General features: G+C 44.9%; 18 protein-coding genes. 4 read left to right on the forward strand and 14 right to left on the reverse strand.

Going from position 1 to position 22,679, the window contains the following annotated elements:
* Positions 1-5: 5 nt before the first annotated feature.
* Positions 6-899, reverse strand: coding sequence for a 4-hydroxy-tetrahydrodipicolinate synthase (gene dapA, locus BN102_RS04085; protein WP_019207814.1), 894 nt, complete (start codon positions 897-899; stop codon positions 6-8).
* A gap of 96 nt (positions 900-995) precedes the next feature.
* Positions 996-3,020, reverse strand: coding sequence for an NAD-dependent DNA ligase LigA (ligA, locus tag BN102_RS04090; protein ID WP_051007716.1), 2,025 nt, complete (start codon positions 3,018-3,020; stop codon positions 996-998).
* Positions 3,021-3,122: 102 nt separating this feature from the next.
* Between ligA and trmD the strand changes: the two genes are divergently transcribed.
* Positions 3,123-3,797 (forward strand): tRNA (guanosine(37)-N1)-methyltransferase TrmD, encoded by a 675-nt coding sequence (trmD, locus tag BN102_RS04095; protein WP_019207816.1) that lies wholly within the window; start codon positions 3,123-3,125, stop codon positions 3,795-3,797.
* Between the two features lie 15 nt (positions 3,798-3,812).
* On the opposite strand, the gene BN102_RS04100 is transcribed toward trmD, so the two are convergent.
* The 5 genes from BN102_RS04100 to BN102_RS04120 form a co-directional block, all read right to left on the reverse strand.
* Positions 3,813-4,724: a dihydroorotate dehydrogenase gene (locus tag BN102_RS04100; RefSeq protein WP_019207817.1), complete on the reverse strand. Its 912-nt coding sequence runs from the start codon at positions 4,722-4,724 to the stop codon at positions 3,813-3,815.
* On the reverse strand, positions 4,712-5,491 hold the full coding sequence (locus BN102_RS04105) for a dihydroorotate dehydrogenase electron transfer subunit (RefSeq protein ID WP_019207818.1): 780 nt from the start codon (positions 5,489-5,491) through the stop codon (positions 4,712-4,714). Before BN102_RS04105 ends, BN102_RS04100 begins: the two co-directional genes overlap by 13 nt.
* Positions 5,492-5,604: 113 nt before the next feature.
* Positions 5,605-6,054 (reverse strand): helix-turn-helix domain-containing protein, encoded by a 450-nt coding sequence (locus BN102_RS04110; protein WP_019207819.1) that lies wholly within the window; start codon positions 6,052-6,054, stop codon positions 5,605-5,607.
* Positions 6,055-7,065: 1,011 nt separating this feature from the next.
* Positions 7,066-8,082, reverse strand: a complete 1,017-nt coding sequence (gene holA / locus BN102_RS04115; RefSeq protein WP_019207821.1) for a DNA polymerase III subunit delta — start codon at positions 8,080-8,082, stop codon at positions 7,066-7,068.
* 10 nt (positions 8,083-8,092) lie between these two features.
* Complete coding sequence (locus BN102_RS04120; protein WP_019207822.1) at positions 8,093-8,869, reverse strand: AMP nucleosidase; 777 nt, start codon at positions 8,867-8,869, stop codon at positions 8,093-8,095.
* 115 nt (positions 8,870-8,984) lie between these two features.
* On the opposite strand from BN102_RS04120, the gene BN102_RS04125 reads away from it, so the two are divergent.
* Positions 8,985-9,434: a type I restriction enzyme HsdR N-terminal domain-containing protein gene (locus BN102_RS04125; RefSeq protein WP_019207823.1), complete on the forward strand. Its 450-nt coding sequence runs from the start codon at positions 8,985-8,987 to the stop codon at positions 9,432-9,434.
* Positions 9,435-9,494: 60 nt separating this feature from the next.
* Here the strand turns inward: BN102_RS04125 and BN102_RS04130 are convergent, their stop codons facing one another.
* Together BN102_RS04130 and BN102_RS04135 are read right to left on the reverse strand one after the other, a co-directional pair.
* Positions 9,495-10,331, reverse strand: a complete 837-nt coding sequence (locus BN102_RS04130; RefSeq protein WP_019207824.1) for a zinc ribbon domain-containing protein — start codon at positions 10,329-10,331, stop codon at positions 9,495-9,497.
* A gap of 4 nt (positions 10,332-10,335) precedes the next feature.
* A complete protein-coding gene (locus tag BN102_RS04135; RefSeq protein WP_019207825.1) occupies positions 10,336-11,427 on the reverse strand; it encodes a Nif3-like dinuclear metal center hexameric protein in 1,092 nt (363 codons plus the stop codon).
* Positions 11,428-11,906: 479 nt separating this feature from the next.
* Here BN102_RS04135 and BN102_RS04140 point away from each other — a divergent pair, with 479 nt between their 5' ends.
* Entirely contained in the window at positions 11,907-12,284 is a 378-nt protein-coding gene (locus BN102_RS04140) for a DUF2141 domain-containing protein (RefSeq protein ID WP_019207826.1), read from the forward strand.
* A gap of 7 nt (positions 12,285-12,291) precedes the next feature.
* Positions 12,292-14,445 carry an outer membrane beta-barrel protein gene (locus tag BN102_RS04145; RefSeq protein ID WP_019207827.1) on the forward strand — a complete coding sequence of 718 codons (2,154 nt, stop codon included), beginning with the start codon at positions 12,292-12,294 and terminating at the stop codon, positions 14,443-14,445.
* Positions 14,446-14,656: 211 nt separating this feature from the next.
* Here the strand turns inward: BN102_RS04145 and BN102_RS04150 are convergent, their stop codons facing one another.
* The 5 genes from BN102_RS04150 to BN102_RS04170 form a co-directional block, all read right to left on the reverse strand.
* Positions 14,657-15,439, reverse strand: coding sequence for a DUF6261 family protein (locus tag BN102_RS04150; RefSeq protein WP_019207828.1), 783 nt, complete (start codon positions 15,437-15,439; stop codon positions 14,657-14,659).
* A 12-nt stretch (positions 15,440-15,451) separates the two neighbouring features.
* Positions 15,452-15,760, reverse strand: coding sequence for a hypothetical protein (locus BN102_RS10840; RefSeq protein WP_425357565.1), 309 nt, complete (start codon positions 15,758-15,760; stop codon positions 15,452-15,454).
* A 594-nt stretch (positions 15,761-16,354) separates the two neighbouring features.
* Positions 16,355-18,184 carry a GxGYxYP domain-containing protein gene (locus tag BN102_RS04160; RefSeq protein WP_021311991.1) on the reverse strand — a complete coding sequence of 610 codons (1,830 nt, stop codon included), beginning with the start codon at positions 18,182-18,184 and terminating at the stop codon, positions 16,355-16,357.
* A gap of 27 nt (positions 18,185-18,211) precedes the next feature.
* Positions 18,212-20,419, reverse strand: coding sequence for a GH92 family glycosyl hydrolase (locus BN102_RS04165; protein WP_019207832.1), 2,208 nt, complete (start codon positions 20,417-20,419; stop codon positions 18,212-18,214).
* Positions 20,416-22,635 carry a GH92 family glycosyl hydrolase gene (locus BN102_RS04170; protein ID WP_019207833.1) on the reverse strand — a complete coding sequence of 740 codons (2,220 nt, stop codon included), beginning with the start codon at positions 22,633-22,635 and terminating at the stop codon, positions 20,416-20,418. The genes BN102_RS04165 and BN102_RS04170 overlap by 4 nt, the downstream gene beginning before the upstream one ends.
* Positions 22,636-22,679: the final 44 nt, after the last annotated feature.

The following is a 22,679-nucleotide window of genomic DNA, read 5'->3' on the forward strand; positions in this document are numbered from 1 at the left end:
TCCGGTCAACATCTGATGTTCAATTGATCCAAAATCACCCGCATTTTCTCGAACGTAGTAATGCGCGTGGGAACGAGGGGCAAACGGAGTTTATTTTCGATGAGACCCATGACGTTCAGCATGGCCTTAACGCCCGCCGGATTCCCGTCGACGAAAAGGAGTTTGAAGAGCTCGGCAAATTTATGATGGATAGGCAAGGCATGCTCGAAGTCGCCTCGCAAGGCCAGGCGTACCATCTTACCGAACTCGCGCGGGAAAGCGTTTCCAATCACGGAAATAACGCCCACGGCACCCAAGGCAAGCAGAGGAAAGGTAATGCCGTCGTCACCGGAAATGACATTGAAATGGGCAGGTTTGTGTTTGATGATATCGTCCATCTGGGTAATATGGCCGGAGGCTTCTTTCACTGCTACTATATTCCGAAAATCTTGTGCCAGTCTCAACGTAGTTTCGGCTGTCATATTCACTCCCGTACGTCCTGGAACATTATAAAGGACGATGGGCAGGTCGGTAGATTCGGAAATCGCTTTATAGTGCTGGTAAATACCTTCCTGCGAAGGCTTATTGTAATAAGGCACTACCGCCAACACGGCATCCACTCCCGTAAAATCATCGTTTTTCAGCGTATCGATCACCGTTTGCGTGCAATTGGCGCCTACCCCCAACAAGATGGGCAGCCGACCGCCGGCGCGCTCTATCACCGTCCGGGTGATCGCGGTCTTCTCCTCCTTGGTCAAAGTCGGAGTTTCAGCTGTCGTACCGAGAACGCAGAGGAAATCGGTGCCATTTTGGAGTTGGTAATCGACCAGTCGCACCAATGCGGCGTAATCCACGCTTCCGTCTTCCTTGAAAGGAGTAATCAAAGCGACTCCCATTCCTCTCAATCTTGCCTGTATCATAATCGAACTTTCCTCAGTGATCGGACACAAAAGTACAACTAATAATTCGTTTTCGCGATAAATAATCAACTATTTTTATCAGATGCTATTAAAAAGTCATTCGATCATCCGCAAGAACGTATTTTCGTCGATCACGGGGATATTCCACCGCCGAGCTTTCTCGAGCTTGGACGGCCCCATCTGTTCACCGGCAAGGACGAAACTCGTCTTCGACGAAATACTTCCCACATTCTTTCCACCATTCCGTTCTATCAATTCCTTGTATTCATCACGGGAATGCAAGGCGAATACCCCGCTGATGACGACAGATTTGCCCACCAGCTTGGCCGACGCCCCGAGCGCATCCTCCTCGTCAGACTTCAGTCGGACGCCTGCAGCGCGCAAGCGTTCGATAATCCCGATGTTCCGTTCGTCTTTGAAGTATAAGATGATGCTGCGGGCGATTTTCTCGCCTATTTCGTCGATGCGAATCAAATCGTCGAGGGTGACGACTTTCAATTCGTCGACAGATGGGAAGGATTTGGCCAGTACCTTAGCCGTCGTCTCCCCGACGAAGCGAATCCCGATGGCAAAAAGTACCCTTGCCCACGGGACAGTTTTGGAAGCTTCTATACCTTTGATGATATTATCCGCCGACTTCTCTCCCATCCGCTCGAGAGAAACGATATCCGAAACTTTCAGATCGTATAAATCGGCGATATCGCGGATCAAACCTTCCTGAAAGAATTGATCGACGGTCTCCGATCCTATTCCTTCGATATTCATGGCCCTCCGACTGATAAAATGTTCGATTTTCCCTTTGATTTGAGGCGGACAGGCCGTGTCGTTAGGACAATACCAAGCAGCTTCACCTTCGTACCTGATCAACTCCACACCGCATTCCGGACAATACGTGACGAATCGCACCTTCTCGCCCGCCTTCGCACGGGAATTCATATCCACTCCTACGATTTTCGGAATAATCTCACCGCCTTTCTCCACATAAACCATATCCCCGAGGTGCAAATCCAAGCCCTCGATAACGTCGGCATTATGCAACGTAGCCCTTTTCACTACGGTTCCGGCTAACTGAACGGGGGCGAGATTGGCCACGGGGGTTACGGCTCCTGTTCTTCCCACCTGGTAGGTTACGCTATTCAGGCGGGTACGCTCTCGTTCCGCCTGAAACTTATACGCGATAGCCCAACGGGGAGATTTGGCTGTATATCCAAGAAATTGCTGCTGGCGGGTGGAATTAACTTTCAGGACGATTCCATCGGTCGCTACCGGCAAGTTCTTCCGTTCCGTATTCCAGTAAGCAATGTAGTCGAACACTTCTGACAAAGATCGGCATTTCTTTATCTTATCGGAGATCTTGAAACCCCATGCTTTCGCTTCCATCAGATTTTCGTAATGTCCATCATGCGGAAGTTGCTTGCCCAACATATAATAGAGATAAGCATCCAACCTACGCTGAGCCACTTCCGCCGAGTTCTGCAATTTCAACGTACCCGAAGCCGCGTTACGGGGATTGGCGAACAACGGCTCTTCGCGCAATTCGCGCTCTTTGTTCAGCTCTTCGAATACGGTCCAGGACATCAACACTTCTCCTCGCATCTCGAATTCGCGGGGATAGCCTTTGTCGGGAGGCAGCACCAACGGAATACAACGAATGGTCTTTACATTGTCCGTCACGTCGTCTCCCCGCACCCCGTCTCCCCGGGTAACGGCTTGTGTCAGTTTTCCATCCGTATAAACTAATGAAATCGAAGTCCCATCGAACTTCAATTCCGCACACAACTCGAATTCCTCGCCTTCCAATCCTTTTTTCACACGGTCATAAAACTCTTTCACATCGATTTCCGAATACGTATTGGCCAAAGAAAGCATTGGGTATCGATGAACTACTTGTCTGAAGTTCTTATTGATATCGCTTCCCACCCGCATGGTCGGCGAGTTCGCATCGCGATATTCGGGATGCTTGGCTTCCAATTCCTGCAGTTCGTACATCAGCCGATCGAATTCCTGATCGCTGATTTCTGGTGCATTCAATACGTAATAATTATAATTGTGGCGATGCAGCTCTTCACGTAACCGATCTATCCTCGCCATGTCGTTATCTCCAGCAAACAAATCTTTCATCATAACAGTATGTTTTAGAAGCCAAATATAGCGCGATTTTAGGATAAAAGTACGGAAAAACAAAGGCTTTTTCTTAATTTTGTCCCGCAAATAACGAGAAAGATGAGATTAGACATTATCAGTGTCATACCGGAAATGATAGAGGGCTTTTTTAACTACTCCATTTTGAGTAGGGCGCAGAAAAAAGGACTCGTGGAAATACATTTGCACAATCTGCACGATTACGCCACCGATCATTATAAAAAGGTAGACGATTATCCTTTCGGCGGCTTTGCCGGAATGGTGATGAAAATCGAGCCGGTAGACCGTTGCATCTCCCGATTGAAAGCAGTACGCCACTATGACGAGGTCATCTTCGTCACTCCCGACGGCCAACCCTTCGACCAACCCATGGCAAACGAGTTATCGCTCAAACGGAATCTGATCATTCTTTGCGGTCATTTTAAAGGGGTCGATTACCGTATCCGAGAACATTTCGTAACCAAAGAGATCAGTGTGGGGGACTTCGTCCTTACAGGCGGGGAATTGGCGGCGGCCGTCATCGCAGATGCGGTCGTCCGAATCATCCCCGGCGTGATCTCAGACGAACAGTCAGCGCTTTCCGATTCTTTTCAGGATAACCTGCTAGCTGCCCCCGTTTACACCCGCCCGGCAGACTATAAGGGCTGGAAAGTTCCCGACATTTTGTTATCTGGCCATGAAGCTAAGATCAAGGAATGGGAAATGCAGCAGTCCTTGGAACGGACACAACGTTTACGCCCGGATTTGTTAAAATAGGCTACGACTACCCAATCAAATTTCCAATGCTCCCACAATATCAGTTACAGAACGGTAACCATGCCTCTCCAAATAGTCGTCGATATAGGTTGCGACCTTTACCGTAACGGAGGGGTCGATAAAATTCGCCGTTCCTATTTGTACGGCGGTAGCGCCGGCTAAAAGGAACTCAATAGCATCCTTTCCCTCCATAATTCCCCCCAAACCGATCACCGGTATTTTAACGGCGCGCGCCGCTTGCCATACCATACGCAAAGCGATAGGCTTCACCGCAGCCCCGCTCATTCCTCCCGTCACGGTAGATAGGCAAGGACGGCGCTTTTCCGAATCGATGGCCATACCCAACAACGTATTTATCAACGAAACACTATCCGCTCCCGCCGCCTCGGCGGCCTTTGCCATTTCCGCAATATCCGTCACATTGGGCGAAAGTTTTACGATCAGAAGCTTTTTATAGACTTGACGGACAGCCCCGACCACCTCCTCGCACCCTTCCGTCGTTACGCCGAAAGCCATTCCGCCTTGTTTCACATTCGGGCAAGATACATTCAACTCAATGGCAGGAATCCGATCCAATTCGCCGACGATTCGAGCGGTCTCTACATAATCTTCTACAGAAGCCCCCGCCACATTCACAATCAAGGCCGATCGGATTTCTTTTATCTGCGGATAAATATGTTCGACGAAGTGATGTACGCCTTTGTTTTGTAATCCTACGGCGTTCAGCATGCCCATCGGCGTCTCCGCCATGCGTGGATACGGATTTCCCTCACGCGGATAACGTGTCGTCCCTTTAACGATGATTGCTCCTATCTCAGCCAAATCGACCAAATCTTCATATTCTTTGCCATAGCCGAAAGTTCCAGAAGCCGCCATCACCGGATTTTTCAACTCCAGACCGTTTATATTTACGCTCAAATCTGCCATACTAATTTCTTTATATTGAATACAGGTCCCTCTCGACATACACACATCCGACCGTCGACGGTATCTTCCACGCAGCACAAACATGCCCCCAGACCGCACGCCATTCTATTCTCCAGAGAGACTTCGCACTCTATACCGTTTCTCTTAGCATAACGGGCTACAGCAACCATCATCGGACGCGGTCCGCAGCAATAAATCATCGAAAAATGCTCTTGTTGAAGAACACTGTGTTGGGTGACAAAACCTCTTTCGCCGAAACTCCCGTCGTCCGTCGTCGCATAAAGCTTTCCTAATGCACGAAATAGCTCCAACTGGAGCAGATCTTTAGCCGAACGAGCTCCCAAGAGGAAAGATGGCCGGCCTCCCGACCGAACCATTTCCGCTCCCAAAAACAACAGCGGAGCCGTCCCGACCCCTCCTCCCACCAACAACGGCGCTTTCCCTTTGATACCGGAAGATACCGTAAAGCCATTCCCTAACGGAAGTAACACGTTCAACAGGTCTCCCGACCTTAACGTAGCTAATTGACGAGTACCATCACCTACCAACTGAATGAGAAACCAAACTTCATTCTTCTCGCAACTCACATAATGAATGGAAATAGGGCGGCGAAGAAAGGTAGCAGGCGAATTATCCACACGAAGTTCCGCGAATTGTCCCGGTAGCATAGGAGGTAACTGATCGTCATGAGTTAGCTTCAGGAGCACATACTGATCATGAAGACGAATATTCTCCGTAACGATTAGATCCAAAACGTATTTTTTCATGAAATCGACTAATGCTTTGCCATTCTCGGACAAAGATAGGCATTTTACTTCGAACAGCCTTATGAACGTTCCACGAAGTTTAATAGAAAGAATACAGGCTGTAAACGAAAAGACTAAGCCGGCTTAAATGTTTCGTACGTTCCGTTATCGAAGAAAATTCTTATTTCAGTGATCTGTTTCAATGGTTTTTCAACGTACCTAATCTCTTGGCGGACAAACTCCTTCGTCGTATTTTCAGGTTGTTTAACCATCGTTTCCTTACGATTTTTCATAGCTTCCGCCTCGTTGGACGAGGAATTTAAATTCTCGGCATTCGCCATGCTGAATAAATCCCTGTCTTTCCCAGCGATCGGAGTACTTTCCATCGGTCCTGTACCGTAAATCAGCCAATCCGTATTAATAGTCTCGAACGCTTTATGGATACGCATTACAACGTCTAAGCTCGGATTATTCCGCCCATTGAGAATATGCGAAAGAGAAGAAGCCGAAATCCCTATTTTTTCTGCAAATTGAGTCGCAGAAAACCCCTTTTTGTTCATAATTTGAGAAATACGATCTTTCATTTTACAAAAGTAATTGAGATGTTATTGCGTTACAAAAGTAATAATCAGACTTTATTAAAGCAAATTATTATCCCGAAAATACAATTCACATCCGTATCGATCAAAAAGATAAACCTTATCCGTAAGTAAATAAATCATTGTGAAAAATCGTTTCATAGATCTATAATTTACTATAGTGGTTCTATATAACATGCAGATTAATAATATATTATTTGTATTAGAAAGATGGAAATTTCACTTTAATAAAACAAACACTTAAATCATAGCATGTATTCATTAAACAATACTTTAACCAGCAACGATAAGTATAAGATAATGAACAGAGTATATAATATATCATCAATAAGCATAATTATACATATACAAATATGAATAGGAGTCGGTCAGATTTATGAAATCAAGATTCGGTCGATTTACAATTCTATTTGTAAACATTTCGATATTCTATGTATAATCTAACTATGACTTTTATATTTGTTTATTTACAAACTGAAAATATAAAAATTGCTAATTGTAAAAAACGAAATATTTCTTCTCGTCTTTCTCCATTTCCATGCAAATGCCAAATTTTTCTTCACCAAAATTTCAATCACGATTTTCTCGCTATCCTGTAAAAAACTTTCTCCAAAAGATTTTTCGCCCAAAATATAAAAGCCTACTACTCAAATTAAATCCTACAAAAATTTACGGGAAAAAGTAAGGAAGATTTAAAATTATCGATTCTCAGTGATCGAAAATATATTTAAATAGCTGATATATACTATTATACTACCTTTTTTCCATTCCAAATTTCTGTTCAAAATAGAAAAACGGACGGAAGAAACGTCAGTATTACTCATCATAGTCCCCGATTCTTTTCAGAGGAAGCAAAAATGGGATCAGAACTTAGATAAGAGCGGAATATCTACGACAGGATTCGGAACCTAAACATTTCCGACATTACTCAAACAGCTGTGTTCAAACTCCTATTCCGATACAGCCACCTCTCCATCGATAAACTTGATAATTAAGTCAATGAAGTATTTTATAAACGAGCTCTCGAAGCAAGTCGCCATCGCTGACGGAAGAGTTCCCTACTCCTTTCGATCTCGCATCGCAATAACGGATTTCATCAATAATCTGTAAAACCTTCGTTCCACTGAATCGCTGCATAGCTGTCATATAATCTTTAGCCTGCCAAGAAGTCTTCAGGCTTAATTGCTTGGCGATCCCTTCGTCCGTTTTTACCGAGGCATAATACGCCAGCATCAAATTTGAAAAGAAATTGAAGAGTACGGACAAAGTCAGCACCATTGGATTCGATTTCGGATTTTCTGCAAAATACTTTACAATCTGATTAGCCTTCACGATATCTCTCGCAACAATCGCGTTCCGAAGTTCAAAATTATTGTAATCCTTGCTAATCCCAATGTTCAGCTCTATTTGAACAGGCGTGATACAATGCTGATCTGCAGGCAAAGTGAGAATGAGCTTATCCAATTCCCCCACCATGCGGCTTAAATCGGCGCCGACATATTCGGCTAACATCACAGCGGCTTTGGATTCGATATCGACAGATTTCTGATTCAGATAATCGACTATAAAATCGGGTAATTGATTATCTCTCAGTTTTTTCGATTCGAAAAGCACGCCGATCTTTTGTATTTCGGCAGCTAACTTTTTTCTTCGGTCGAGAGAACCGTGTTTATGACAAAGTACCAAAATCGTCGAGTTTAACGGTTTTTGAAGGTAGTGGCTCAACTCCTCCATATTCTTCATAGCTTGCGCTTCACGGACAATAACCACTTGATGCTCCGACATCATCGGATAACGTCTAGCCGTATTCACCACGGATGCGATATCCGTCTCCGCCCCATAAACGACGGTCAAATTGAATTCTTTCTCGACCTCGGTCAACACATTCTTTTCCATATAATCAGCTATGAGGTCGATGAAATACGATTCTTCCCCCATCAAATAATAGATCGGTTTGAATTGTTTTTTCCGCAAATCCGCCAAGACATCCCAGTAAGTCAATTCTCTTGCCATTGATATAAAATTACCAGTCGAATTTCAAGTGTTTTACCGTCTTCTGACCGTCGATAATCATGCGTAACGAATCGATTCCTATCTGAACGTGTTCAGCCACAAAATTCGTCGTAACCAACTTATCGCTCTTCTCCGTCTTCACTCCTTCCGGCAGCATGGGACGATCGGAAACCAGCAACAGCGCGCCGATCGGGATATGATTATAAAAACCCGTTGTAAAAAGCGTCGCCGTTTCCATGTCCACGCACATCGCCCGCGTCCTGACTAAATATTTCTTAAATCCGTCGTCATGTTCCCAAATGCGACGGTTGGTAGTATATACCGTTCCCGTCCAATAGTCGCGCGCATGATCCCGAATAGCGGAAGAGACTGCGCGTTGCATCATAAATGCGGGTAATGCAGGTACTTCCGGCGGATAATAATCGTTCGAAGTTCCTTCGCCACGAATGGCGGCAATCGGCAGGATCAAGTCTCCCAACCGGGTTTTATGCGAAATACCGCCGCATTTACCCAGAAAAAGACAGGCTTTGGGATGGATAGCGCCCAAAAGATCCATCACGGTCGCCGCATTGGGGCTCCCCATTCCGAAATTTACAATCGTTATACCGTTTGCCTTTGCCGAAGGCATATTGGCATCGGCTCCCGTGACAGGCACCTTGAATTTTTCGGCAAAGAGGTCTACATAATTCTGGAAATTAGTCAGTAATATATAATCCGAGAAATCATCCAACCTTCGTTTCGTATATCGCGGAAGCCAATTTGCAACAATTTCTTCTTTTGTTTTCATAATCTTTCGTATTTTTGTATCCTCCGATGAAAAAAAAGCAGTGACGGAGTTACAGATTAAACTTCACAGATGCAAAAATAATGGAAGACGAGGGGAATGCCAAATTTATTTTTAAATGTTACCGTTGAACTTACCGACATACGAAATGAAAATAGTGCAAAGAGATGGTAAAACAGCCATCTTCGACGTGTTACGACGGAAATATGTCGCCCTCACTCCGGAGGAATGGGTCAGGCAACACTTTATCCATTATCTCATCGAGCACAAAGGCTATCCGAAAGGACTCATGGCCAATGAAATTCAACTCGATTTAAACGGGACTAAAAAGCGATGCGACTCCGTGCTTTTTTCGAAGGATCTGAAAGCCAGACTCATCATCGAATACAAAGCTCCCACCGTCGAGATTACACAAACCGCATTCGACCAGATTACGCGTTATAATCTGGTATTGAAAGTCGACTATCTGATAGTGAGCAACGGACTTTCCCATTACTGTTGCCGGATAGATTATGCAAGGAAAAGTTATGTATTTTTGCCAAACATCCCCACGTATCGTGAATTATAAAGGGTGTGAAAAAGAGCTATCCGTTTTTCCGAACAGCCCTTTACAAAATAATCTTATCGACTATGCTTCCTCTTTCGAGCGTTTCGAGGCTGCCTTTGTCCCTCTTTTCTTCTTGGCAGGTACGAGGGGGTCTACTTTAGCTATACCGGCTAATTCAGGGTCGATCATAATACGTCCGCAATACTCGCAGACAATAATTTTTTTGCTCATTCGGATATCCAACTGTTTCTGAGGCGGAATCTTGTTGAAACAACCGCCGCACGCATCGCGTTGCACCGTAACGATTCCCAGCCCATTTCGGCTATTCTTGCGGATACGTTTGAAAGCTTGCAGCAGGCGGGATTCAATGTTGTCTTCCAAATTTTTCGCTTTCTCGCGGAGTTTTTCTTCCTGCTGTTTCGTTTCGGCGACAATATCTTCCAATTCAGCCTTCTTTGCTTCCAGATCCTTGCTTCGTTCTTCCAATTCGCTATTACTCTTGGTGATATCTTCCGTACGGATATTCATCGCTTCGTTCCCCTCACGGATGCGTTTCTGATCAAGTTCTATTTCCAATTCCTTGTACTCTATTTCCTTGCTCAATGTTTCGTACTCACGGTTGTTGCGAACATTTTCCTGTTGTTCCTTGTATCTGTCGACCAAGGAGCGCGAAGCCTCTATATTATTCTTTCTCGCGGCATTGTCCGCCTTAATCTCGTCTATTTCCGCCTTATACTTGTCGATGCGCGTATGTAAGCCCACCACTTCGTCTTCCAGGTCCTGCACTTCCAAAGGAAGTTCGCCCCGTAAGGTTTTGATCTTATCGATCTCCGTCAAAATAGTCTGTAACTGATAAAGCGCTGTAAGCTTCTCCTCTACGGTCAGCTCGTTCGGATCCTTCTTTACTTCTTTAGCCATGTCATTATAAATATTTTATAGGATTCGTATTGATCCGCGAGATGTAGACCTCTACAGAAGGAAACAAATCCCGTATGATTGATTGAAATATCTCTTTCGTATACTGTTCGCTTTCGTAATGCCCTATTTCCGTTACTAACATATCGTTTTCGTAAAAGAAATAGTCGTGGTACCGGATTTCCCCTGTCAGAAAAGCGTCGGCCTTTCCTACGGCTTTCGGCAGCAGAAAGGCTCCTGCTCCGCCGCAAAGGGCTACGCGTCGAATAAGCCGGCCATTCAATCGGGAATGCTTGACACATCCCGCTTCAAATTTCTTTTTAATATCCCTCAGAAAGTCATTTTCGTTCATCGGTACGTCCAGGTCGCCTATTATCCCGGCTCCGGTTTGCGGCCATTCGTTTTGCAAGGCATAAAAATCGTAGACCGGCTCCTCGTACGGATGAATCTCGAGCAAGGATTTCTCCGCTTTCGAACGGAGGAAATAAGGGAGGACGGTCTCGATCCGAACTTCGGCTTCTCGATGCAGTTCGCCTATCTTCCCACAGAAAGGATGTGCTCCTTCCGCCGCCCGGAACGTTCCTTCGCCGTTCACATTATAACTGCACGAATCATAATTCCCGATATTACCGCATCCGGCATCGAAAAGCGCTCTCCGAACTTCATCGGCTTGTGCGGCAGGAACGAAAGCAACCAATTTTAGCAGCGTATTCTCTTTCGGCTCCAGCACCCGGACATTTTTCATGCCGATCTTCTCGGCGATCTTAAAGTTCACCCCGTTCATCGCATTGTCGAGGTTGGTATGAGCTGCATACACCGTTATGTCGTTCTTGACGGCTTTTAGCACGCACCGCTCTACATACGTTTTACCGGTAATCGACTTCAAACTTTTGAACAGCAAAGGGTGATGCGCCACAATAAGGTTGCACCCCAAGCCGATGGCTTCCTCCATCACCGCCTCGGTCACGTCCACGCACAACAATGCCCCTGTAACTTCCGCATCTGTCAATCCTACTTGCAAGCCGGCGTTATCGAAATCGTCTTGCAAAGGCAGAGGCGCGAACTTCTCAAGGGCACTTACCACTTCCTTAATTTTCATCGTCTCGAAAATTTGCTGCAAAGATAGAAATAAATTCCATTCGTTCCTTGATCTCAAAGAAATTATTCTCTTACAAAATTTACCTTTGCATAAGGAAGAGAAGTCTTTACCTCTGAGTTTCCCTATTTCCCGTTCCGATCGGTTTTGATGAAGAGAGGGTACGCATGTCTTTTACGAACAGCTCGATCTGCAAAGAACTACCCCTTTGATAATCGCCTCCTGCATCGATATCCCCCCTCCATCCTATCGACAATCGCAAGAAAAAATTATCGATTTAATATTTTTTAATATAGAAATATCAGTTTATATTTTAAACTTATTTATATTTGTAACGTCGTAAGAAAGAAAAAGATCTTGCGATTTTAATAGATACGAATAGTTTACGATATAAACCGATTTATCAATTGAAATATTGACGGGAACTGATTCGGAGAAACGAATGAAAACTTATAATGATCTCACAATAAATTAAAAGACGTATGAAAAAAAATGCCGTTTTATTCGTAATGATGTTGCTCCTGGCAACGTGTGCAAATGCTCAAAGCATAGTAATAAGAGTCAATGGCGTACATTCCGACGAAGGCGAAGTGCTCCTGATGATTACTTCCGACCGACAGGGGCAGCCCGTCTACGCAAAGGAGAAAGCCTCCCTCAAAGGCGTTTCGTTCGAACTGAAAAACCTGCCGCAGGGTGAAGTGGAAATCTCGGTTTTCCACGATGAGAACGCCAATTTCCAGATGGATATGGACGACCGCAATCGCCCCGTCGAAGGTTTCGCCCGCAAGAAAATCAGCCTGAAAGAAGGCGCCCCAGAAGAGATCAAACTCACATTGTATTATCCGAACTGGGAACATTGATAAGAGCATGAAAAAGCTATTGATATGCTGCCTGATCTGCCCCGCCGTTTGTGCGGCGCAGGTTCCCCACGACTCGCTGTCGGCGGACACGGCCATCTACAAATCGGTGGAAATGAACGAAGTGACGGTGAAAAGCCCTCGCATCCTCAGGAAAGCCGATCGGTTCGTCATGCTGGTTCCTCCCGACGATAACCAAAATGCGGAGGAGCTCTTGCGACAGACCCCGTCGGTGTCTCTGACCGACAAGAGAATCTCCATCCTCGGCGCCGGCGGAACAAAAGTGTTCGTCGACGGAAAGGAAGTGCGGCTGACGGGCGAACAACTGATCAATTACCTGAGGAACCTGCCGTCACAGAACATAAAAAAGGTGGAGGTCCTACCCATGGCGGATGCGGCCAGCGACGCAAACGACAAAGGAGGCATCGTCTACATCCATCTCAAGCACCGGTCGGACAACGGGCTGCAGGGGAATGCGGGAGTGAGTCAATCCGTCTCCGGTTCCTTCTCCCGTCTGTTCCCCTCCCTTACCGTAGACACCCGGATCAACCGATGGAGCATCTTCGGTAATGTCGCGGTTTCGCCAACTTTCAGGAACGACGTGACGAGCTCCGGAGAAAGGAACTATGCCGCCCCGTCCGTTTCGTATTCCAATCGCGGCAGGGCGAAACAACACGACAATAACGCGATTGCCAAAGCGGACGTCCAATATGCCGTCGATTCCATGCGCACCGTCGGTGCGATGGTGGAATACTTCCGTTATCATACGGGCATGAAGACGACGGACGAAAGCAGGTTGGCCTATCCGTCAGAAATTTACGAGAGCAGCGGGAACTATCGTCAGCGGACCGACTATGACATGTATTCCGGCGCGATGAGCTATGTGCGCAAGTACGACCAAAAGGGTTCCGCCCTCAAGGTGCTGGCCGATTACACCGGCAAACATTCGAGAAGTCGGAACACCTATTTCATCTCCCGACACCGCAGCAGCCGGGATACGACTTACCGGAACCGGCTGACCGCCGACTATCACATTGCCTCCGCCGACGTCTCCTATAAAAAGTACGTCTCCGAGCACACCTCTTGGCAAATCGGCGCGAAAGGCACGCAAATCGGCATGACCGACCGCTCCCGGTACGAAGGCTTGCGGAAGGAGGGTTGGACGCCCCTCCCCGCCTTCCGTTACGATTACAAATACCGGGAATCCATCCTTGCCAGCTTCGCGACCTGTAAAATATCCCGGCAACGTATCGACATCGATGCGGGGCTGCGGACGGAATATACCCATACGAAGAATCGGACGGACGGTAGCTCGAAGCGATACCTCGATCTTTATCCGCACCTCGCCCTCACCTATTCGTTCGACAAGATGAAGCAGTGGATGACCACCCTGCAGTACGCTAAAAACATTGAACGTCCGAGTTTCGAAGCTCTCAATCCGAATCGCATCCAGCATTCGGAATACTCGTACCGGATCGGAAATCCCGATCTGAAACCAACGTATATCGACAATATCAGCGCCACCCTCGTCTACAATTACCGCTTCATCCTCAGTATCGGCGGCCGCCTGCATAAGAACCTGATCCGCGAGTTTTCCAAGCAAGACGCCCAGAACCCGAACATCTCGTACATTCAATACGAAAACCACCGGCATGAGGACCATTGGTTCGTTCATATCAGTGCGCCGTTCCAACCCGCCGAATGGTTGCAGCTTACGGTGAACCTGACGGGCGTACGTCAACGTATTCAAATGACCGACAGAGAAGATTACCGCCACCACCACCTGCTGTTTACGAACATCCTGGTCGGCCTCCGTCTGCCGGCCGGTTATTCGGCGGAATTCCTCTACGATGCTTACAGCCGGTTATACTCCGGCAACAGCGAGGTCGCTCCGCACCGGACGCTCGACTTTACCCTCAAGAAAAAGTGGAAGAAAAACAAGTGGATCGCATCGGTCGGCGTGAAGAACCTGTTCAACGAGCACCACCGCTATCGCAGCCAATTGAACGACTACGAAAGTTTGTCGGATTACAAGATCGGCCGAACCGGAAGATTGATTAAGCTTGCCGTTACGTGGAATTTCAGCCGAGGAAGCAAGGTCAAACGACGGCTGATCGATATGTCGACCGACCACAGCCGATTCGAACATCCGTCCTCGCATTAAACCCAACTATATGGAAAGCCGGTTACCTCGAGGTAAACCGGACTTTCGAAGGGCGACGCACCCGCACGGTCCTGCCGAACGACGGAGAAAGACAAGCAAACTTTCGAAGCCTACGCCAAAGCGCTGCAGGACTATCTGACGATAGGGAAGCATCGCCCTTTCGAGAAACAGTTTCTTCAAAGCAGCCCGCCTCGGGATCGGGGAGCAGCTTTCACGCTTGCGGACTTTCCGCCGAAACGGCTTCGAGAGGCATATCTCCGCCGTCGCGCTTTTTCTGCGCCTGACTCTCGTTATGCGTCGTCTTCGTTTCGCGAATCACCCGGTTCAACCGATCGATGAGGTCGGAGATAGCCTGGCGGTCGTCATCGGTGGCAACGGTGATGTAAGCTGCCTCGATATGGCGGAAAACGGTGTTCATCGTTTCGTCGTTCTTACGGCGAATAATCCGGCCGGCGGGCAACGTGTCGGCAGCCTTAGACAGGGCGCGATCGGTACGGATCGCGATGAACTCGGCGTTGGCCGTGCGCAGCAGCTCCACCACAGGGGCGAGCCCCAGCGTGGCGAGGTCGGCGGTGCACTTGTCGAAGTCGACGAGCAGTCCCTCGATGTGGGAGGTTTCCTCGGCGATGCTCTCCCACTGCAGTCCTTTGTAGGTGTCGACTACGATTTTCAGCTTCCGTCCCGCCTCGGCGCGGGCGGCAATAGGCGATTGCACGGCCTGGCGAATTTCCTCGAACAGGGCCGTCACGATGTTGTCGCGCTCCTTGTCCTTAACCGACAGTCGGGCGGTTTGTTCCGAGGCCATGATGCGGCGTGCCGCATCGCTTTCCACGTCGACATCCGACTTCCAGGCGGCGAGGTCGGCAGCCGTCAAGAGAATTTTCTCGGGCGTCATCTTACTGATCTCCGCATAGAGACGCATTTGCAGGTCGGCATGCAAGCCGAGCGAAAACTTGGAACTCAAGGTTCTGTCAATTTGTTTAACTTGCTTCATGGCATTTATATTTTATGATTTAACAAACAGTTCCGGCAACTGTTGCCGTATTTTTCCGTAAATAAGGATGCTGTGCCGCCCGGCAGAGACTCTGTTTCGATCACCCGGCAGCCGAGTGTTCCCGGCGGAGACTCTGTTTCGATCACCCGACAGCCGAGTGCTTCCGGCGGAGACTCTGTTTCGATCACCCGACAGCCGAGTGTTCCCGGCGGAGACTCTGTTTCGATCACCCGACAGCCGAGTGCTTCCGGCGGAGACTCTGTTTCGATCACCCGGCAGCCAAGTGTTCCCGGCGGAGACTCTTTTGTGACATTTTATCAAGTGGGTATTCGAAAAATCATCGATTTCTTGACATAATGATCATAAAAGTTCCCCGTCGGAGACATTTTAACCTCCGCCGTATCGTCGAGCGAGAATCGTTTCAGTGAATGTAACCGGGTGTGATCAAGAATAGTTCGTGTCTGCATTGTATACCTCCATGATTGATATATGCAAATATAGAAAAAGTTTTTAGATTTTCGCACTATGTGCAAAAAATAGGTGTATTTTTTTAGTTTTTATTGGTCGGGTACCTCCGGTTTTCTTCTCTCGTCAGGGGTATGTTTACGGAATACGCGCTGATTCCCGACCTCATCCGAATCTAAGAATGGCGACGAAAAAAACGTCTTCGTTTTCACTGCTGAAGACGCTTTGGGATTCGTTCCTAAAACTGTTTCAAACGACTTACAGCCCATCTTTCAACCCTTTGGCGGTATGTACGGGACTAACGGTTCATCCAATATCCTTATGAATATGAAACTCCTGGATGCAAAAAGTCTCACAAGCCAATCCCGTTCCTCGAGTACCGATTGAAGTATTCACTTTTGCAGCATAATTTTCCTGCGCTGACAGATAGCCTCCTGCATCGGCCATTATCTATTGCAGTGAATCTAAAAAATTCTGGGTTTCTTCAGGATACACGTCCATCCGAAGTTGCCATATAAGCTCTTCAAGGCTTACCACTTCGTACGAATCGTCCAGATGATTGGTAAGAAGCGTGGCAATATTACTGCCCATTACATCGCCTTTCCGGGTTTCGGCCAATTCATCACAGTCAGTTCCTTGATCCGAGAATTTACTCCAAGCATGGATACACACCAAATTGTATTTGGGGTTATTTTCGTCTTTGTCCAAACAAGCATCTATATACTTGGGAGTTCCCTCTCTTTCCCTATTTTGAGGTTCATTCCATAAAGAGTACTTCACTGTTATCACAGGAATGTGCATACCCACCGTATTCTTGAACCAATAGATATCACCTCTACCTCCGGCATAAGGAGTATATTGCAGAGCTACCAATCCAATGAGCTGGTCGTTTTCATTAATGTAGGTTTGATAGGCCTCTTTGGCTTGTTCGGATCCAACGTATTCCTTAGCCATCAATCCCAAAACTTTGATACGATGTTGGCGCATATGAGCAGCCGTCATTCGTGCTCTCTCTTTAAGAGCCTCGGATCTGTTTCGTTTATTGCCATAAGTGTCACTATACATAACCCCTCCCCCTTGTACTTCAACTATCGTTGAACCTTTGGGTTGATGATTCAAGATATATTCGTAAGCAGCAGGAGCCATTTGAGGCATTGCAGTTGTGTTGATACCAAAAGCTACCTTATTGGCACTGCTATAAGGAACATCATACCAATCTTCAATAAATCCTCCCATCATCCATTGATTGTTGTCTCCGTCACTCATATAATAAGAGACAAATCGTTTGTCCTTGTTATAGTTTATATCTTTAGGATTTATAACATCTGCCAATACTGAATTCTGTCTATTACGATAATCAGAATTCGTTAAGCAGTAATTGTAGAACCAGTCATTGATAGCTGTAGACAATGCATTTTCAGAAACAACCGCATTGATAGCACGTTCATCATGCGGCCCTTCCTCCCAACCATAAACCATAGTATGATTATCAAGCGTGCTGCACACTTCTTGATACAAATTCCAGTATTCCCCCTTGTCATTGCTGTGAGGTTCTGGATAGAAATTCATAAAGAACCATGAATTCTGGATGGCAACATCTCTAAGTTCGTAGGTGTTGTTAGGCATGACTACCATGCCATCAGTGGCACATTTATCCTTGAATTCGTTCCAAGCATCGGGAACTTTTTTGTTTGATGCGTCGTAAAGCATCTTGAATCCGGCCTTGTCGAATTTATCTTTAAATACCTTGTCAACTATTACGCCGTTATAAACATGAGAGGCTGTAACTGCCACAGAACCACTTTGGGGATTATTGTCCATATCCATCAGGATGTATCCGTCGAAAAGATGATTGATATTTACATCTTTACCATTGACAAGAGGCATCTTTTGAGTCATCAGTTCAAAGGGAGATATATCTCCCAAAAATTGGCATCCTCTTTCTTGCAAAGACATCAGTTCGGCTTTGTATGCGGCTAAATTGTCTCCATGATTACGAATCCATATTGCAACGTCCGTCTTGTCATTCTGAATAGCTCTTGCAGTCAGTCCAGACATTGACGCTGCAAGAATATATTCCTTAAGACTCTGAGAAGGATTTTCATTCTCAACGGTCAGAAACCAACAATACTTGGGAGTCTTGGTTAATGAGGGCAATTGAAATTGACCTACATCCTTAATCGGATCATATATGTCCTCATACTTTACTTTGTTTGTACAGGAACAAACAGTCGCGCACAATAATAAAGATGCACAAAATTTAGAAAGGGTAATTTTCATGTTATCTAATTTAAGTTTATTAGGGTACTATTTTGCTTGAGAAGACATTTCAAAAATAAGTTCTCCTCCATTCATTATGTCTTTATAGTTTATTTTAAACGAATCCAACGTTTTTCCATTAAGCGTGACGGATTCGATGAATTTGTTTTCGGTTGAAAGCTTATTGGCAGTCACGACAAAATGTTTGCCGTTGGGTAAATTCAATGTTACTTTCTTTACTTGAGGAGCTCCGATGATATATTCGCCGGAAACTGGATTTACAGGATAAAAGCCCATAGCAGAAAATATATACCAAGTTGACATTTGACCGCAATCGTCATTTCCACTAAGCCCATCTCTACCAGTCAAATAGAATCGATTAAAAATATCGCGAATAATCGATTGAGTTTTGTATGGATGATTGGTGTAATTATAAAGGTACGATATATGATGGCTCGGTTCATTACCGTGCGCATACTGCCCTATCAACCCTGTAACATCCCCATGAAATCCACCACCAAGCGATTGGACATCAAGAAAGAACAAAGAGTCAAGTTTACTTTCGAAAGAATCCTTTCCTCCCATAAGTTCTACAAGTTTCGGGATATCATGCTGAATATGCCATGTATACTGCCAAGCATTACCTTCTGTATAATCGCCGCCACTTGTTCCTGCATGACAAAGCAAGAATGGATCAAAAGGCGAACGCCAGGTCCCGTTGGAGTCTTTAGGTCTCATCAAACCAATCGATTTGTCAAAAAGACTCACATAATTACCAGAACGATTTCTGAAAAAACGATGTTTGATTGAATCACTTCTTTGATAAACTAAGGCTGCACAATAGTCATCATAACAGTGTTCCAAGGTTCTTGATACAGACTCTACAGTAAGTAAGTCGAAGGGATAATAGCCATATTTATCATATATTCCCCAATCCGATTTGGGATGAGAAATGGTAAGCGAATTGTATATGGCATGTTCTATTTCTTTGTTTTTTTCAGGCATCGTACCCTTTACATACACATCTGCAAGCACAGGTACCGCATGATTACCAATCATACACCAAGTTTCATTCTGTCCATACTCATTTGTACTTAAAATGCCATTACGACTAAAACGAGAAAGCATGGAGCGAACGAAATCATTGTTTTTGTCTGAATACATCAACAGATAGAAAGGATGAGCAGACCGATAAGTATCCCATAAAGAGAAATTGGTATAGTGGTCGGCTGAATCATTCGCCAAAGTGCCATCCGGCAAAGAGTAACAACCATCTACATCGCTCACTAAGTTAGGCATTAACAATGCATGATAAAGAGCTGTATAAAAAGAGGTTTGTTGGTCTGCATTCAAAGGCTCTATTTGTATTTTTTGCAAGTAACTATTCCAAGTCTCTTTAGCTTGCAAACGAATTTCGTCGAAACTACTGTTTTTAACTTCAGCAAGCAGATTTTTTTGGGCTCCATCAATACTTACAGTTGACAATGCAACTTTGACAGTTACAATTTCATGGGCCTGTGTACTAAAAGCCAAATGCAATTTTGTATCTTTTCCTTCAACAGACATAGAATGGGATATAATGTTATCCGCAAAAGAAGATACGCTATTTACGGGTTTAGAAATAACCGCATAGAAGTAATAACTGTGATCCTCGACGAATCCTTTCGATCGTCTCATGCCTACGATGATAGTGTCATTAACCAATGACATAGAAGAATATATAGGTTCATCCCCTATCCCATGTCCCAAATCAATGACTAATCCCGACTGTTCGGATGCGGGATAAGTATATTGATGATAACCAACACGTTGAGTAGCAGTTAATTCTACCTTTACTTCGTAATCATCCAATTGTACCTTGTAATATCCTGGGGTAGCTTCTTCTGATTGATGTGAAAACGCAGAACGATACCCCGTGGAAGTATCTGTAGACACCCCACGATCTAAAGGGACATCACCCACAACTGGCATAAGCATGATATCCCCCATGTCTGGACACCCCGTCCCACTTAAATGAGTATGTGAAAATCCAATAATGGTAGAATCGCCATCATAATATCCTGAACAATGCTCCCATAAATCAGTTCCTGTATCGGGACCCACTTGTACCATGCCGAAAGGCAACTGCGCAGACGGATGGGTATGCCCCACGTATGCAGTTCCTATAAAGAGATCCGTATATTGGGACAAATCATTTTGTTTCTGCATCTCACATGAAACAATCAGTGGGAAAAAAAACAATAGAAGTTCTTTCATAAAGCACGGTTGGTCATATCAAACTCAAGCAATCCTCCATTTTTGATATCATTATACTTGAGGGTTTTCAGATTAGTCTTCTTGCCATTCAAACGTACAGTTTCCACATACTTATTCTTGACACTGAGTTTATTGGCTCTCATAGTAAATGTACCATTAGGCAGTTTTAGAGAAATACGGTGTGCCTGAGGTGCACCTAACACGTACTCTCCCGAAACGGGATCAATTGGATAAAAGCCCATTGCTGAAAACAAATACCATGCAGACATTTGACCACAATCGTCATTACCACACAAGCCATCACGTTTTGCTAAATAAAAACGGTCAAATACTTCTCTAACAATTTCGGCTGTACGATCAGGACGATCAGCCAAAGTATAGAGATAAGCAACATGATGGCTTGGTTCATTTCCTTGGGAATAGCCCCCAATTAAACCTGTTACGTCAGGTACTAAATCCTGACCCGGCAAATCTGTAACGTTTGTTGCGAAAAATGTATCAAGCTTCTGAACAAATTTATCTTTTGTGCCAAATAAATCTATCAGCCCATCTACATCATGTTGTACATGCCAAGTCCACTGCCAGGCGTTTCCTTCTGTAAAATCGCCACCGCCAGCTTCACTTGTCAGCGCAAAAGGATCGAAAGGAGTTCTCCATTCTCCCTTTGAATTACGGCCTCTCACCAACATGGAACCTGGATGATAGATATTTTTATAATTGGAAGCACGTTTCATGAAGGAATTATAATCCTCATTTTTATTCAGAGCTTTGGCCATCATTGCTACGCAATAATCATCATAGACTGATTCCAAAGTACGAGAGACTGATTCAACAGAACTCTTATCAAAGGGGAAATAGCCATACCGATTATAATTTGTCCAATCTGATTTATTATGGTCGTGCGTTTGTGCATGTTTAACAGCATTATAAGCCAATTCTGCATCGAATGACTTGTTTCCTTTCAAAAAGGCATCCACAATAACAGGTACTGCATGATTACCAATCATGCACCAAGTTTCACACATCCCATATTCATTAGTAGGTAACAAACCCACTTGCTTGTGACGCTCAAGCATAGATTTTACGAAATGGCTATTATTTTCTGGATACATGATACTCAAGAAAGGATGAAGAGCACGATAGGTATCCCACAACGAGAAATTGGTATACATGTTACCATCCTCGCTTTTATGTAATTTATGATCCCACCCCGAATAACTTCCATCCAAGTCTGATATCAAATTAGGCATCAGGAGAGTATGGTACAGAGAAGTGTAGAACGATATTTTCTGACTTTCATTAAATGATTCTATTTCAATACGTCCTAAGTAACTGTTCCAAGTATTTTCAGCCTCCAACTTTACTTCCTCAAAAATCCAACCGGGAATTTCTTTGTCCAAATTCTTAATTGCTCCCTTTTCATGAGCAGTTGATAAGCCCACTTTGATTATCACGGCTTCCTTATCGGTTGTGGAAAATTGAAGTAAGAATTTGGTGTTTTTCCCCAAAATGTACTTCTCATTCGACAGTATCTCATCTTCAAGTGAAACCACTTTGGAGAATGGTTTTGAGAATCGAGCACAAAAATAATAACGATGATCTCTAATAAATCCACTTGAACGACGCATTCCAACAATTGTTTGAGAATCTATCACTCGCAAATAACTCTCAGTAGTCTTATCACCTATACCATGTTCCAAATCTATCACTACACCAGCTTTTGTATGTTCCGGATAAGTATAACGATGCATGGCTGCCCTAAGGGTGGCGGTCATTTCCGCAGTGATATCATAATCTTGAAGAAACACCTTATAGTATCCAGGGCTCGCAATTTCAGAATCGTTGGAAAAAGAAGACTTATAACTTTCCGATTTATCTCCTACTTTTAATTCTACATCACCTATAACTGGCATAAATAGAATATCACCCATTTCAGAAACTCCTGTCCCACTTAAATGAGTATGAGAAAAACCCATAATAGATTTTGAATCAGTATGGTAACCAGAACAGAATTTCCATCCATCCGTACCATTGTCTGGCCCCACTTGAACCATGCCAAATGGAGTCGTAGCCCCAGGATAAGTATGACCGGTAAAATCTGTACCAATAAACGGATTTACATATTTAGTTAAGTTTTGCGAAAAAGATGTTAAAATCGTTTTTTGTGCAATAATAAACAATACAAAAAAGTAACGTAACAAGAACTTTTTTTTCATGATTAAATTTTCTATTTAAGTTTATTACTTTATTTAATCTTTGG

Source organism: Phocaeicola abscessus CCUG 55929, assembly GCF_000312445.1.
Classification (GTDB): Bacteria; Bacteroidota; Bacteroidia; order Bacteroidales; family Bacteroidaceae; genus Phocaeicola; species Phocaeicola abscessus.

Bases quoted from the DNA above. Each gene is read 5' to 3' on its own strand.
- dapA (WP_019207814.1), bottom strand. From the start codon at position 899: ATGATACAGGCAAGATTGAGAGGAATGGGAGTCGCTTTGATTACTCCT.
- ligA (WP_051007716.1), bottom strand. From the start codon at position 3,020: ATGAAAGATTTGTTTGCTGGAGATAACGACATGGCGAGGATAGATCGG.
- trmD (WP_019207816.1), top strand. From the start codon at position 3,123: ATGAGATTAGACATTATCAGTGTCATACCGGAAATGATAGAGGGCTTT.
- BN102_RS04100 (WP_019207817.1), bottom strand. From the start codon at position 4,724: ATGGCAGATTTGAGCGTAAATATAAACGGTCTGGAGTTGAAAAATCCG.
- BN102_RS04105 (WP_019207818.1), bottom strand. From the start codon at position 5,491: ATGAAAAAATACGTTTTGGATCTAATCGTTACGGAGAATATTCGTCTT.
- BN102_RS04110 (WP_019207819.1), bottom strand. From the start codon at position 6,054: ATGAAAGATCGTATTTCTCAAATTATGAACAAAAAGGGGTTTTCTGCG.
- holA (WP_019207821.1), bottom strand. From the start codon at position 8,082: ATGGCAAGAGAATTGACTTACTGGGATGTCTTGGCGGATTTGCGGAAA.
- BN102_RS04120 (WP_019207822.1), bottom strand. From the start codon at position 8,869: ATGAAAACAAAAGAAGAAATTGTTGCAAATTGGCTTCCGCGATATACG.
- BN102_RS04125 (WP_019207823.1), top strand. From the start codon at position 8,985: ATGTTACCGTTGAACTTACCGACATACGAAATGAAAATAGTGCAAAGA.
- BN102_RS04130 (WP_019207824.1), bottom strand. From the start codon at position 10,331: ATGGCTAAAGAAGTAAAGAAGGATCCGAACGAGCTGACCGTAGAGGAG.
- BN102_RS04135 (WP_019207825.1), bottom strand. From the start codon at position 11,427: ATGAAAATTAAGGAAGTGGTAAGTGCCCTTGAGAAGTTCGCGCCTCTG.
- BN102_RS04140 (WP_019207826.1), top strand. From the start codon at position 11,907: ATGAAAAAAAATGCCGTTTTATTCGTAATGATGTTGCTCCTGGCAACG.
- BN102_RS04145 (WP_019207827.1), top strand. From the start codon at position 12,292: ATGAAAAAGCTATTGATATGCTGCCTGATCTGCCCCGCCGTTTGTGCG.
- BN102_RS04150 (WP_019207828.1), bottom strand. From the start codon at position 15,439: ATGAAGCAAGTTAAACAAATTGACAGAACCTTGAGTTCCAAGTTTTCG.
- BN102_RS04160 (WP_021311991.1), bottom strand. From the start codon at position 18,184: ATGAAAATTACCCTTTCTAAATTTTGTGCATCTTTATTATTGTGCGCG.
- BN102_RS04165 (WP_019207832.1), bottom strand. From the start codon at position 20,419: ATGAAAGAACTTCTATTGTTTTTTTTCCCACTGATTGTTTCATGTGAG.
- BN102_RS04170 (WP_019207833.1), bottom strand. From the start codon at position 22,635: ATGAAAAAAAAGTTCTTGTTACGTTACTTTTTTGTATTGTTTATTATT.